We start from the raw sequence: 12,327 nt of genomic DNA, 5'->3' as shown, positions 1-12,327 counted from the left end.
TTTGGAAGACCTCACTTGACGAAATGGAAAGATCACGAGTGACCGTTTTTCTAGAGATAAAGATAGAGTGAAAGTGGGTGGCTCACTCACTCTATCTCCATATGCTTTTGTCTATTGAAAACCTATCGGATTGGTAACGACTAGAACTGACATTAAAGAACTACTTGAGTTTAAAGAAGCTGATATTGTCCGCTAAAGTGACAGACATTTTAGCCAGTTCACTGGAAGCTTGGTTATTATCATTGGTCATAGATACAGTTTGTTCTACGCGGTCTTTAACCATAATAATGCTTTGGTTAATCATCTCTGCCGTCGTACTCTGTTCTTCGGTTGCCGTTGCAATCTGTGTATTTAGGTTGTTGGTTTGGCTAATCTGGTCTTTGATTGTAGAGAATGCATCATTGGCTAATTCAGCTTGAGTGACAGTATCAGCCAGCATTGCTTGATTCTCATCAATGGAACTCACGACTTGATGTGTGTTCTTCTGCAATGTTGAGATTTGCTCTCCGATTTTCTCAACCGCTTTTTGAGTCTGTTGAGCCAATTGTCTGACTTCATCAGCTACGACTGCAAACCCTCTGCCTTGATCACCAGCTCTTGCCGCTTCAATCGCCGCATTTAGCGCGAGCAAGTTGGTTTGTTCGGCAATGGTTTGAATGACTTCCATTACGTCACTGACTTCTTCTGTCCCGACACGAAGTGTACTGACTTCATGGCTAAGCTCACCCATTTGAAGGACAAGACTAGAAATTTTACTCATGGCATTGACCATTATATCGTGACCAATATCAGCTTGTTGTGTTGCTGATTCTGCTTCTGTAGAAGCCATACTTGCACCACTAGCGACTTCATTGATTGCGGCAGACATTTCATTAATTGCAGTAGCAACTTGCTCAGTTTCTAATTGCTGCTCTTGTGAGCCGATTAAAACTTGTTGATTGATTGATGAAAGTTCTTCGGAAGCTGATGCTAATAATTCAGAACACTGAGTTATTTCACGTACGATGTTGTAAAACTTAGCTTCCATGTCGCGCAAAGAGGCACTCATTTGCGATATTTCATCTGAACCTTCAATTTCATACCATTGGATAAGTTCGCCAGACGCCATTCTATGCGTATGATTTCGTGCAAACTCAACCGGGCGGGTGATGCTCTTGGAGATGAAGTGAGCTAATACAAATACCACTGGCATTGAGACACTGATAATGGCAACTAACCATAAAATCGCGTTGTCAATTTCATCTTGAATTTGCAAAGCATGGTTCTTTTGCAAAGAGAAAGCATGAGAGCTGATCAACTCGAGTTGTTCAGCTATTTTCGCTCCAGTAACGTTAAGCCCTTTATTCCAAACATCATTGTTTTCACGTTGAATATCTTTGACTTCGGTCATCTTCTCAAACATGCTGCCATACAATGCCGCTAAACGAGGCATCTCGATGTCTGGAAAGTTTTTATTAAAATCGTCAAGTTCGTCTAGTAGGTTTGAATGGGAATTCTTGTAGCTGTCGTAATCTTCTAAATCGTGGCTCAATAAATATTCGGTCGATTGTTGAATGGTTTCTCTGTAATGGCTTTCTATGCGAGTGGTTGCTTTGAACAATTCTAAGTCATGTTCAGAATTTTTCTTCAATACATTAATCACTTGGCGAGTTTCACGATCAATCATCGTTAAATTGTCGGCTAATTCCCCTTGTATTTCGGAGAGCTCATTGGCGCGCATCAGTAACTGTTTGTATTGGTCAAGGTTCTCAATGATAGCTAGTGATTGCGCACTCTCCTTAGGATCTGTCATTTGTCCAAGTGCATTGGTCATCTCTAATTGAGTCGAATTGATGAGTAAGATTGCCTTATCAATATGAGTATCTTCTTGTGACACTCTGTAGGTAAGAGCATTGACTCGTGCTGTCAAAAGGGTTTCTTGGATCTCAGATGCGTTAATAGCGTGATGGTTGAGGTCATTAAATGAATAGAAGCTCTCTTGTATATCATCCATCGAATTGAACGAAACAATAGCGATAGTAATGGCAGCAAGGGAGTTAATAGCGATTAAAAGTAAAAACTTATGGGATATTTTTTTTATACGGTTGAACATAAGATCAAATCTTTGGCTGTGGTAAATAATGTCGTAGCAAAGATAAAAAATATGTAGGAGTGTGTAAAACCACGCACTTACCGAATTTGTTTTTAACTATATGAATATAAAGTATAATTCTGGATTTGTAGGGGTTTTCTTACGCTAAATAAGTCTGTTTCTTAACGGGATATGTAACTTTCCTTAGTTGTTGTACACAGGTTTTCTAAACGTACTCTCAAGCAAAGTTAATCACATACAACCCAAATGTGTTTATATAAACAATAGCTCAAAATACCGTATTTCGAACCGCTGCATTTAAACACAACAGCGATTGACCTCTTAGACCTCAGCCGCGACTACTCGACCGCTAAAGTAATCGTTGGATATGATGTATTCCGCTGTTCGGGTCAGTTCATCTTGAAGTTGAGCCCAGTGACACTTGTTGAGTTTGCCGTCGGCATTATGGATGGCAGGAATCACACCACCAACACGAATGTTGAAAGGAGTCAGTTCTTTGGCCCAACTATGGGTGAAGCCTGTGATCATTGAGTTGGCGCTCTCTAAGCCTGACATGTCTTTAAAGTCATCGTGAGATATTACATTCACAATCACTCCTTGTTTGTTCGCTTGGCGCAGTCTATCGACACTCGCTTGCCCAAATGAAAAAAGGGTAGAGGCCATAGCTGACAAGTTATCGATAAAGCAGCTAACGGGTTGTGTTCCGGTGAGCGTTGGCATTGGGGTGCTGACCCAGTTGTTGACTAATACATCTGGAGTCGTACCAAATGTAAGCTGAATGAAGTCAAAAACTTTAACGATGGTTTGGCTGTCGTAGCGTTCTATCGGATAGCTGTAAACAGATGTCGAATAGCGAGAACAAACTTGGTAGGTTTCATCTAGGCTAGCGCTGTCAATATCGCAAAGAATCACAGTCGCACCCAAATTCACAAGATGGTTTGCGATGGTGCCTCCAAGTTGTGACCCAGCAGATGTCACCAATATGATAGAGCTTTTAATTTCCATTCCTAGACCTAAATGAGTAGTAGTGGTTAGCTAAGAATGGGTTAAAAAGTGTGCAATCGGTGTGAATTAGTTCAAAGTAAGCAGCGAAAAAACAGAACTTTATATGAACTTGGCGACAGCTCACACTTTGTAGGTACACGTGTGAAATGTATCACCTTTATTTATGGGTTTGAGTGATTAAGCTTGCGCCTGAATATGGAATTGACGCTGAGCTGTGGTGAGCTCGTTGTATAAAGTTGCATTTGGCAACTCTGCTGGTGGTTGTTTAGCGAGCTTACGGCGTTCATGCGTAGAAAGGTTATGGTAAACCTCTTCCGGAAAATCATGCGTCCTTTCAGGCATGAAAGTCAAGGCTTCAGGGGTTAGATAGTGATTCAACTTTGCGCTTGAAAGCCCCGCTTGGTGAAAACCTTGTGACTGTTTTGCCGAGATTTCGTATGAAGATTGGTTTGAACGTAAAGGCTGCGGCTCCGCGACACCAAACTGTTGGCGCAGTTTACTCTCGGTTGTCTCTTCGACGGGCAGGATATCCAAAGGTGTGTTGTCTCGAACGTCATCGGAAAACATAGACATCAGCAACGCGAAATCGGCACGGCGACCTTGCTCAACCGCTTGGTTGATTCCAGTCCCGAACTTGAGTTCGTTAATAATGACGTTGCTGTCGAGTGTGTTTACTTGCATGGTGCCTCTCTTTGGATACACCTTTAACGGCAAGCTTGGTTCAAACTTTAGTGTTTAGATCGATTAACTGATTGATTGGTTTTATTTTAATCAAGAGGGGTAGGAAGAGCCAAAAACAAAAAAGCTCACGCATGCGTGAGCTTTGTCGGAATCAGCGAAATGCTAATTATTTAGCTAGGTTCGCTGCAACGAATTCCCAGTTAACTAGAGCCCAGAAAGCGTTCATGTAGTCTGGACGTACGTTACGGAAATCGATGTAGTATGCGTGTTCCCATAGGTCAACAGTTAGAAGTGGAGTCACACCTTCTTCTGTTAGAGGAGTCGCAGCGTTAGACGTGTTAACGATCTCTAGAGAACCGTCAGCGTTCTTCACAAGCCAAGTCCAAGAAGAACCGAAGTTGTTGATTGCTGAATCAGTGAATTTTGCTTTGAACTCTTCGAAAGAGCCAAATGAAGCGTTGATTGCGTCTGCAACTGCACCTGTTGGTTCTCCGCCAGCTTTAGGAGCTAGACAGTGCCAGTAGAAAGTGTGGTTCCAGATTTGAGCTGCGTTGTTGAATACGCCACCAGTTGAAGTCTTGATGATCTCTTCTAGTGTTTTACCTTCGAACTCAGTACCAGGGATAAGACCGTTTAGCTTAACAACGTAAGTGTTGTGGTGCTTACCGTGGTGGAAATCTAGAGTCTCTGCAGAGATGTGTGGTTCTAGTGCGTCTTTCGCGTAAGGTAGAGCTGGTAGTTCAAATGCCATTACTCAATTCTCCATTGATATGAAAGAGTTACCTCTTTCGATTGCTTCCAGTGATATTTATTATTCATAGCTTACATTTTGCAGGCTACGGTCAATTTGCTGACTTGCGATATAGTTTAGCAAGTTTTTACTTTATTAAAAGCACATTTGTGTGATTTTCTATGAAATCTTACTCTAACTCTTTAACCATTTTTTTTATATGGTTTTTATTCTTGGGGTTTGGGGTAGAATAAAGGCAATAAAGCCGTAATCCATTAACGAGGAAGCAATGGAAACTATCGATAAAATCAAGCAGCAAATTGAAGAAAATACCATTCTACTTTACATGAAAGGTTCTCCTAAACTACCAAGCTGTGGTTTTTCTTCTCAAGCATCTCAAGCGCTAATGGCATGTGGTGAAAAGTTTGCTTACGTAGACATCCTACAAAACCCTGATATTCGTGCTGAGCTACCAGCTTACGCACAGTGGCCAACATTCCCACAACTTTGGGTTGAAGGTGAGTTGATCGGTGGTTGTGATATCATCCTTGAGATGTTCCAAAAAGGCGAACTTCAGCCGCTTATCAAAGAAGCAGCGGCGAAAGTTGCGGGCGACGAAGAGTAAGAGCTGAGCTTTTTAGCGACACTCAATGAGAAAAGGGGCCGTTGGGCTCCTTTTTTATTGGTATAAGGGAAATGCAATGAATGTAAAACTTCACTATGTCCACGATCCAATGTGCAGTTGGTGTTGGGGATACAAGCCAGTATTAAAACTTCTTAAGCAGCAATTGCCTGCGAGCATCGAGTTTAATTATGTGGTGGGTGGCCTCGCCCCTGATTCTGATGAGCCGATGTCTGATGAGATGAAACAAAAGTTGCAAGCGATTTGGAAGCAGATTGAAGCGAAACTCGGAACTGAGTTTAACCATGAATTTTGGAGCGAGTGCGAACCCGTACGTAGTACTTACCCAGCTTGCCGTGCCGTCATTGCCGCAGGGTTCCAAGATCATTACGAAGAGATGCTACAAGCGATTCAACATGCTTATTACTTACGAGCAATGCTGCCACACAGCGTGGAAACACATCTCCAGTTAGCGGAAGAGTTAGGTATGAACGTTCAACAGTTCGAAAACGATCTATCGGGCAAGCTGTTAGAAGGTGAGTTAGACGACCAATTGGGCTTCAAAGAGGCGATGGGTGTTTACTCTTACCCAACCTTAATGCTTGAAGTGGATGGCATCTTCACTGAAGTTGAGCTCGACTATCACTCATCAGAAACGACACTTAAATCAATTCGAGAAATTCTAGTCAATCGCACTGCTACTTAATTGATGTCAGCGATAAGACGAAAGAAATTTTTGATACGAAAACGACCGCACTAGGCGGTCGTTTTAGGTTCTCAACATGGCTTCTTTAAAGGAGACATATTACAGTTTCAATTTATAGAACCATTGCTGCAATCCAACCGAATACGATCAGTGGGATATTGTAGTGAATGAAAGTAGGTACCACCGTCTCCCAAACGTGCTCGTGTTGACCGTCTGCGTTAAGACCAGATGTTGGACCTAACGTAGAGTCAGATGCTGGTGAACCTGCGTCACCCAATGCAGCAGCAGTACCCACTAGTGCGATAGTCGCCATTGGAGAGAAACCAAACGCTGCCGCCAGTGGAACGTAAATCGTTGCAAGAATTGGAATTGTCGAGAACGAAGAACCAATACCCATAGTGACCAGTAGGCCTACAACCAGCATTAGCAGTGCAGCAAGCGGTTTGTTGTCGCCGATTGATGTTGATAGCGCTTCAACCAGAGACTCAACGCCACCAGTTTGTTTCATTACCGCCGCAAAACCTGCTGCAGCGATCATGATGAAGCCGATCATCGCCATCATATGAACGCCTTTCGTGAACACATCTTGTGTCTCTTTCCATGCAATCACGCCACCAAACGTGAACACCATGAAACCAGCCAAAGCACCAATGATCATAGAGCCGGTAGAAAGCTGTACAGTCAGTGCCGCAACAATACCAACCGCTGCAACAATGATGTGCTTCTTGTTGATCTGCTTCGTTTCTGTAGAAACCGTTGTAAGCTCAGTTTCTTTGTATTGACGAGGTTTGCGGTAAGTAAAAAATACGGCAGTCAGTAGACCAAAGATCATACCTGCTGCTGGCAGTAGCATCGCCACCGGAACTTGGCTAGCCACAACATTTTCAAGACCGTTGTCATGAAGATTCTTGAGCAGGATGTTGTTTAGGAAGATACCACCGAAACCGATTGGAAGAACCATATATGGTGTGATCAGACCGAAAGTCAGCACACACGCGATCAAACGACGATCAAGGTTCATTTTTGCAAACACGCCTAGTAGAGGTGGAATCAAAATTGGGATGAAGGCGATATGCACAGGGATAACGTTTTGAGAAGACATCGTTACAAGAATAAGAGATGCAAGAATGCCGTATTTCAAACCAGTCGAAGCTGTGCTGTTCTCTTTGCCGTGAATGCGCTTGATAACGCTTTGAGCAAGCAGGTCAGTAATACCTGAACGTGAGATAGCAACGGCAAAGGTACCTAACATGGCATAGCTTAGAGCGATAGTCGCACCGCCACCTAAGCCACTTTCAAAAGCAGCAACGGCATCGTTAAGAGTCATGCCCGACACAACGCCACCGATGATCGCACTGAACGTGAGAGCAACGACAACGTTAACACGCATCAAGGCTAGTACTAGCATGATGCAAACTGATATAACAACAGGGTTCATAATTTTCTCGGAGTGTTGTGTTTAATTGTTTTCAATTGATGACATTACGCAAAGTCGCGTGTCGATTTATTTTTATTCTGGTTCAACAAGTGGCCAGCCGCCAAGCGCTTTCCATTTGTTGACGATACCGCAAAACAGTTCAGCCGTTTTCTGAGTATCGTATAAAGCAGAGTGTGCTTCTTTGTTGTCGAATTCCATTCCTGCAGTACGGCAAGCTTTAGCCAGAACGGTTTGGCCGTAGGCAAGTCCACTTAAGGCAGCAGTATCAAAAGTTGCAAAAGGATGGAAAGGGACGCGTTTAAGCTTACAACGTTCACTGGCTGCATTGACAAAGTTTAAGTCGAATGTTGCGTTGTGCGCCACCATGATGGCACGGCTGCAATTGGAAGCTTTTTGTTCTTTTCTCACAAGCTTGTAGATCTCTTTGAGCGCTTCTTGCTCAGAGACCGCGCCACGCAAGGGGCTAAACGGGTCTTTGATACCGTTGAAATCTAGAGCTTCTTGCTCGATGTTGGCACCTTCAAAGGGCTCGATATGAAAATGAAGCGTCGATGCTGGATGGAGATCTCCATTTTCATCCATTTTTAGGGTAATGGCACAGATTTCTAATAATGCATCGGTTTTCGCGTTGAACCCTGCGGTTTCCACGTCAATGACTACTGGAAAATAGCCACGGAAACGTTTTTTGAGGGTCAGAGCTTCGTTTTCTACAGTCATGTTAGCCCAAATAAGTGTGATTGAGCCTGCATTATTGCAGATAATAGCAGTGATAAAAACTCCGGAAAGTGATTAATTGATAAATTAGCCACCCATATTCGGCGCGATATTTGCATCAACTTGATTAGAGAGAATATGCGGCAATCGGCTGCATTGTTAAACGAATTGCTTAAGAGATACTCCCCTTTATGAATAAACGACTAATTACAGGTTCAATTCTGTTTTCGTTACTGATGTCGTCGACGGCGCTTGCGCAACAGAAGCGATATGGGGCATCTCCTCAACAGTCGACTTGGGAAATGGTGGCAAATACCCCATTGGAATGTCGATTGGTTCACCCGATTCCAAACTTTGGTGATGCGGAGTTTTCATCCAGAGCTAGCAAAAAGATCATATTGGATTTCGAACTTAAAATGCGTCGCCCGATGGGAGCAACACGTAATGTTAGTTTGATCTCTATGCCGCCTCCATGGCGTCCTGGTGAAAGTGCAGACCGAATGACAACCATCAAATTTTTCCAACAGTTTGACGGGTATGTTGGTGGTCAAACTGCTTGGGGTATTCTGAGCGAGTTAGAGAAGGGGCGCTATCCAACGTTTAGTTACCAAGAGTGGCAAAGCCGAGATCAACGAATTGAAGTGGCACTCTCTTCGGTATTGTTCCAACAGAAATACAATGTGTTTAGCGACTGCATAGCGAATTTATTACCTTACAGCTTTGAAGATATCTCATTTACGATTCTGCACTATGACCGAAATAGCGATCAACTGAGCAAAGCATCGCAAAAGCGCTTGAGTCAGATTGCCGAATACATTCGCCATAACCAAGATATCGATCTTGTATTGGTGGCAACATACACAGATTCAGCCGACAGCAAACGTGTCAGCCAAAACCTGTCTGATCGCCGAGCAGAGTCGCTGCGTGAGTACTTTAAATCGCTTGGCCTTTCAGAAGAGCGAATCCAAGTACAAGGCTATGGTAAGCGCCGTCCGATAGCTGATAATGCGTCTCCAATCGGCAAAGACAAAAACCGACGTGTGGTGATTTCGCTCGGACGAACTCAGGTCTAGATTTTGCAGTTTTAATGAGTTAAACGATAAAAAATGCCAGTCTGTCGAGACTGGCATTTTTTTGTTTCTGGACAGGAATTAATTCAAGCGGAACTTAGCAATAATTTCACAATTGGTCGCTGTATCAATTTTCTCAACCATTGAAGCTATCTGTGGATTTGGGTGGCGCTTCATGAAATCAATCAATGCTTTTTTGCAGCAGCCAATAGAATCAATGAAGCTTGAACACTGAGTGTTAGGGCACTGGGGAATCAGGGTCAATACCTTTTCAGAAGCCAGTTGAAGATACTTCAATTCATAATCGGTATCGCCAGCCCAACGCCAGAACTGCGCCAAATTGTGGCAAGAGATCACTGAAATCAGCAATCGCTCGTCAGCTTCAATATCAGTGCGCTCAGTGATTCGTTCACTGAGAGTCAAAGCTTGCTGATAGTGAAGGATACTTCGAATAGGATCGTCGAGTTGCAGTGCAGTATCGGCAAGTAATGTGTGTTTTTCCCATTCGTTTATCATGATGATAGCTCCCTAATTAAAACTGGCATTAATCTAAACGATAATTATTATCAAGTAAAGCCTGATAATTGAGAAGTAGGCAAGATATAGTGTTTTCTGAGACGCGCTGCTACAAAATAGAGGCAAACAAAAAGCGAGCATGGTGCTCGCTTTGTGATTGAAGGTATTTCGCCATGTCTAGAACAGGGATTAACCTTCTAGACCTGCACTTGCTTGTTTGTTTTGAATCAGCTCGATCATGTAGCCGTCAGGGTCTTTGACAAAGGCAATGTGAGTTGAACCACCTTTCACTGGGCCTGGCTCTCGAGTGACGTTACCACCTGCCGCTTTGATAGCGTCACAAGTGCTATAGATGTCGTCAACGCCAATAGCAACGTGTCCAAACGCGTTACCAAGGTCGTATTCAGAAGTTCCCCAGTTGTAAGTGAGCTCGATGACAGACCCTTGTGATTCATCACCATAGCCCACGAATACTAATGTGTACTCGTACTCTTTGTTTTCGTTACGACGAAGTACATTCATGCCCATAACGTTTGTATAGAACTCGATTGAACGGTCCAGATCACCAACGCGCAGCATGGTGTGTAAAATACGGCCATTTGACATAGTGTTTTGCTCCTAGCTTAGATGTTTTTATAGAAAACCGATAAGTGTTTAGACTTCGGTCTTCTCTTTGAATTCGCATAAGTCTTCAATGATGCAGTTACCACAGCGTGGTTTGCGCGCGACACAAGTATAGCGGCCGTGCAAAATCAGCCAATGGTGTACATCTAGCTTAAACTCTTTTGGTACGACTTTAAGCAGTTTTTGCTCAACGTCATCGACGGTTTTACCCATCGCAAACTTACTGCGATTCGAGACGCGATAAATGTGAGTATCGACGGCAATGGTCGGCCAGCCAAATGCAGTGTTGAGCACCACATTTGCTGTTTTTCGGCCCACACCAGGCAAAGCTTCAAGAGCGGCACGGTCTTCAGGCACTTCGCCGTTGTGCAGGTCGAGCAGCATGCGACAGGTTTTGATGGTGTTCTCGGCTTTAGAGTTAAACAGGCCGATCGTCTTGATGTACTCTTTCAGTCCTTCAACACCTAGGTCGTAGATTGCTTGAGGAGTGTTAGCAACAGGGTAAAGCTTGTCGGTTGCTTTATTCACACTCACATCAGTCGCTTGGGCTGATAGTAAAACTGCGATTAACAGCTCAAACGGTGAACTCCAATTAAGTTCGGTTTGAGGATTCGGGTTGTTCTCCCGTAAACGCTCTAAGATCTGAACGCGTTTGACATTATTCATAGTGACATTACTTTCCAGTTTTAAAGCTTGGAGTCGCTCAAGCGTCAAGCTTGCTCATTTTTGCACTCTTATGAGTGTCTCTAGTTATATTTGCGAAAGGGGCAAAATTAGCCCCTTTGAATAGTTTGAACTATGCGTTAGTCACACGGGCACGTTCGATGGTTGGTTTTTCTTGTTTTGGCTGTCTTGCTCTCGCTTGATGGTCGATTAGGTTTTTCAATGCAATCAAGAAACCGACCCCAATAAATGCGCCTGGCGGCAGTAGCGCCAGCAAGAAGCTATTGTCGAAATGGAAGATTTCGATTCTTAGGGCTGATGCCCAATCACCGAGCAGAAGATCTGCACCATCAAATAGAGTGCCGTTGCCAATGATTTCACGCATCGCGCCCAGTACAACCAATACAGCGGTCATGCCCATGCCCATCCAGAAGCCGTCTTGTGCTGCTGGGAGTAGGGTGTTTTTTGAAGCGAATGCCTCTGCGCGACCGATGATGATACAGTTGGTAACGATAAGTGGAATAAAGATACCTAGAGACAGGTATAGGCCATAAGCGTAAGCATTCATTAATAGCTGAACACAAGTTACTAATGACGCGATGATCATGACAAATACCGGAATACGCACCTCTTTTGGAACATGGTTACGAACCAGAGATACGCAAACATTCGAGCCAACTAGCACTAACAGGGTGGCAATGCCTAAGCCTAGCGCGTTAGTCACTGTCGATGACACCGCCAGTAAAGGACAAAGACCAAGCAGTTGGACAAGGGCAGGGTTATTCGCCCACATGCCATTCTTGATTAGCGTTTTATGTTCACTCATTACGCTCCTCCGCAATTTTTAGGCTGAGACAATAGTGTTTGTTGATTTTCGTTAACGAAAACAACGGCGTTTTTGACTGCTTTAACAACAGCTCGAGGTGTGATCGTCGCGCCTGTGAATTGGTCAAAGTCACCGCCATCTTTACGCACTTTCCATTTGTCTTGATTCGATTCAGTTACTTGCTTACCGGTAAATGAAGTGATCCAGTCGGTGACGCGAAGATCGATTTTATCTCCCAGCCCCGGGGTTTCTTGATGTGCAAGTACTCGAGTACCCAATACAGTACCTTCGACATCTAGCCCTACGATCACTTTAATCGCGCCGTTATAGCCGTCGGGAGCAATAGCCTCAATAGCAATTGCGCTCGGCTCACCATTGAGAGTTGCGATATAAGCGGGCATCGCCTGTTTGCTACCAAGTGCCTCAGATTCAACCAAGGTACAGGAGGAAAAGAGTTCATTGTCGTGCTTCTCGTGAGGAATCACTTGATTCAAAACCGACAGCAGTTGAGCTTGTTCTTGAAGCTTGATCTGATCTTTGGTTAGGTAGTGGGTTACAGCCACCAAACCAGTAGACGCACAGGCAAAAATCGCAAGAGTTAGACCATTTTTTCTAATCGCATTTAGCATTGTTTATGTTT

The 12,327-nt window shown here is 43.8% G+C and carries 14 protein-coding genes; 3 read left to right on the top strand and 11 right to left on the bottom strand.

What is annotated here, in order from left to right; all coding sequences use genetic code 11:
* Positions 1-160 precede the first annotated feature (160 nt).
* From vsple_RS09425 to sodB, 4 genes are all read right to left on the bottom strand, one after another.
* Positions 161-2,092, bottom strand: a complete 1,932-nt coding sequence (locus vsple_RS09425; RefSeq protein ID WP_261881852.1) for a methyl-accepting chemotaxis protein — start codon at positions 2,090-2,092, stop codon at positions 161-163.
* A gap of 321 nt (positions 2,093-2,413) precedes the next feature.
* Positions 2,414-3,097, bottom strand: coding sequence for an SDR family oxidoreductase (locus vsple_RS09420; RefSeq protein WP_255230320.1), 684 nt, complete (start codon positions 3,095-3,097; stop codon positions 2,414-2,416).
* 177 nt (positions 3,098-3,274) lie between these two features.
* Complete coding sequence (locus tag vsple_RS09415) at positions 3,275-3,778, bottom strand: VC2046/SO_2500 family protein (RefSeq protein ID WP_261881851.1); 504 nt, start codon at positions 3,776-3,778, stop codon at positions 3,275-3,277.
* A 166-nt stretch (positions 3,779-3,944) separates the two neighbouring features.
* Positions 3,945-4,529, bottom strand: a complete 585-nt coding sequence (sodB, locus tag vsple_RS09410; protein WP_032551982.1) for a superoxide dismutase [Fe] — start codon at positions 4,527-4,529, stop codon at positions 3,945-3,947.
* Positions 4,530-4,797: 268 nt separating this feature from the next.
* Between sodB and vsple_RS09405 the strand changes: the two genes are divergently transcribed.
* Positions 4,798-5,133, top strand: a complete 336-nt coding sequence (locus vsple_RS09405; RefSeq protein WP_255230322.1) for a Grx4 family monothiol glutaredoxin — start codon at positions 4,798-4,800, stop codon at positions 5,131-5,133.
* 76 nt (positions 5,134-5,209) lie between these two features.
* Positions 5,210-5,836: a DsbA family protein gene (locus tag vsple_RS09400; protein ID WP_261881850.1), complete on the top strand. Its 627-nt coding sequence runs from the start codon at positions 5,210-5,212 to the stop codon at positions 5,834-5,836.
* Positions 5,837-5,948: 112 nt separating this feature from the next.
* On the opposite strand, the gene vsple_RS09395 is transcribed toward vsple_RS09400, so the two are convergent.
* The gene (locus tag vsple_RS09395) at positions 5,949-7,274 is read right to left on the bottom strand and encodes a Na+/H+ antiporter family protein (protein ID WP_261881849.1); all 1,326 of its coding nucleotides are present in this window, start codon (positions 7,272-7,274) and stop codon (positions 5,949-5,951) included.
* 72 nt (positions 7,275-7,346) lie between these two features.
* Positions 7,347-7,991: a ribonuclease T gene (rnt, locus tag vsple_RS09390; protein ID WP_032551987.1), complete on the bottom strand. Its 645-nt coding sequence runs from the start codon at positions 7,989-7,991 to the stop codon at positions 7,347-7,349.
* Positions 7,992-8,179: 188 nt separating this feature from the next.
* On the opposite strand from rnt, the gene motY reads away from it, so the two are divergent.
* Positions 8,180-9,061 (top strand): flagellar protein MotY, encoded by an 882-nt coding sequence (gene motY / locus vsple_RS09385; protein ID WP_255230326.1) that lies wholly within the window; start codon positions 8,180-8,182, stop codon positions 9,059-9,061.
* Positions 9,062-9,139: 78 nt separating this feature from the next.
* On the opposite strand, the gene vsple_RS09380 is transcribed toward motY, so the two are convergent.
* From vsple_RS09380 to rsxG, 5 genes are all read right to left on the bottom strand, one after another.
* The gene (locus vsple_RS09380; protein WP_032551989.1) at positions 9,140-9,574 is read right to left on the bottom strand and encodes a DUF2753 domain-containing protein; all 435 of its coding nucleotides are present in this window, start codon (positions 9,572-9,574) and stop codon (positions 9,140-9,142) included.
* A gap of 189 nt (positions 9,575-9,763) precedes the next feature.
* The gene (gloA, locus tag vsple_RS09375; RefSeq protein WP_150893931.1) at positions 9,764-10,180 is read right to left on the bottom strand and encodes a lactoylglutathione lyase; all 417 of its coding nucleotides are present in this window, start codon (positions 10,178-10,180) and stop codon (positions 9,764-9,766) included.
* 48 nt (positions 10,181-10,228) lie between these two features.
* The gene (gene nth / locus vsple_RS09370; protein ID WP_261881848.1) at positions 10,229-10,864 is read right to left on the bottom strand and encodes an endonuclease III; all 636 of its coding nucleotides are present in this window, start codon (positions 10,862-10,864) and stop codon (positions 10,229-10,231) included.
* A gap of 130 nt (positions 10,865-10,994) precedes the next feature.
* The gene (locus tag vsple_RS09365) at positions 10,995-11,687 is read right to left on the bottom strand and encodes an electron transport complex subunit E (protein ID WP_255230327.1); all 693 of its coding nucleotides are present in this window, start codon (positions 11,685-11,687) and stop codon (positions 10,995-10,997) included.
* Complete coding sequence (gene rsxG, locus vsple_RS09360) at positions 11,687-12,316, bottom strand: electron transport complex subunit RsxG (protein WP_261881847.1); 630 nt, start codon at positions 12,314-12,316, stop codon at positions 11,687-11,689. Before rsxG ends, vsple_RS09365 begins: the two co-directional genes overlap by 1 nt.
* Positions 12,317-12,327 lie beyond the last annotated feature (11 nt).

Origin of the sequence: Vibrio pelagius (assembly GCF_024347575.1) — a bacterium.
Classification (GTDB): domain Bacteria; phylum Pseudomonadota; class Gammaproteobacteria; order Enterobacterales; family Vibrionaceae; genus Vibrio; species Vibrio pelagius.
Note: the sequence above shows the minus strand (reverse complement) of the source record. Positions and strands in the feature narration are given on the sequence as shown.

Coding starts and splice junctions, on each gene's coding strand:
- vsple_RS09425 (WP_261881852.1), bottom strand. CDS start 2,092: ATGTTCAACCGTATAAAAAAAATATCCCATAAGTTTTTACTTTTAATC.
- vsple_RS09420 (WP_255230320.1), bottom strand. CDS start 3,097: ATGGAAATTAAAAGCTCTATCATATTGGTGACATCTGCTGGGTCACAA.
- vsple_RS09415 (WP_261881851.1), bottom strand. CDS start 3,778: ATGCAAGTAAACACACTCGACAGCAACGTCATTATTAACGAACTCAAG.
- sodB (WP_032551982.1), bottom strand. CDS start 4,529: ATGGCATTTGAACTACCAGCTCTACCTTACGCGAAAGACGCACTAGAA.
- vsple_RS09405 (WP_255230322.1), top strand. CDS start 4,798: ATGGAAACTATCGATAAAATCAAGCAGCAAATTGAAGAAAATACCATT.
- vsple_RS09400 (WP_261881850.1), top strand. CDS start 5,210: ATGAATGTAAAACTTCACTATGTCCACGATCCAATGTGCAGTTGGTGT.
- vsple_RS09395 (WP_261881849.1), bottom strand. CDS start 7,274: ATGAACCCTGTTGTTATATCAGTTTGCATCATGCTAGTACTAGCCTTG.
- rnt (WP_032551987.1), bottom strand. CDS start 7,991: ATGACTGTAGAAAACGAAGCTCTGACCCTCAAAAAACGTTTCCGTGGC.
- motY (WP_255230326.1), top strand. CDS start 8,180: ATGAATAAACGACTAATTACAGGTTCAATTCTGTTTTCGTTACTGATG.
- vsple_RS09380 (WP_032551989.1), bottom strand. CDS start 9,574: ATGATAAACGAATGGGAAAAACACACATTACTTGCCGATACTGCACTG.
- gloA (WP_150893931.1), bottom strand. CDS start 10,180: ATGTCAAATGGCCGTATTTTACACACCATGCTGCGCGTTGGTGATCTG.
- nth (WP_261881848.1), bottom strand. CDS start 10,864: ATGAATAATGTCAAACGCGTTCAGATCTTAGAGCGTTTACGGGAGAAC.
- vsple_RS09365 (WP_255230327.1), bottom strand. CDS start 11,687: ATGAGTGAACATAAAACGCTAATCAAGAATGGCATGTGGGCGAATAAC.
- rsxG (WP_261881847.1), bottom strand. CDS start 12,316: ATGCTAAATGCGATTAGAAAAAATGGTCTAACTCTTGCGATTTTTGCC.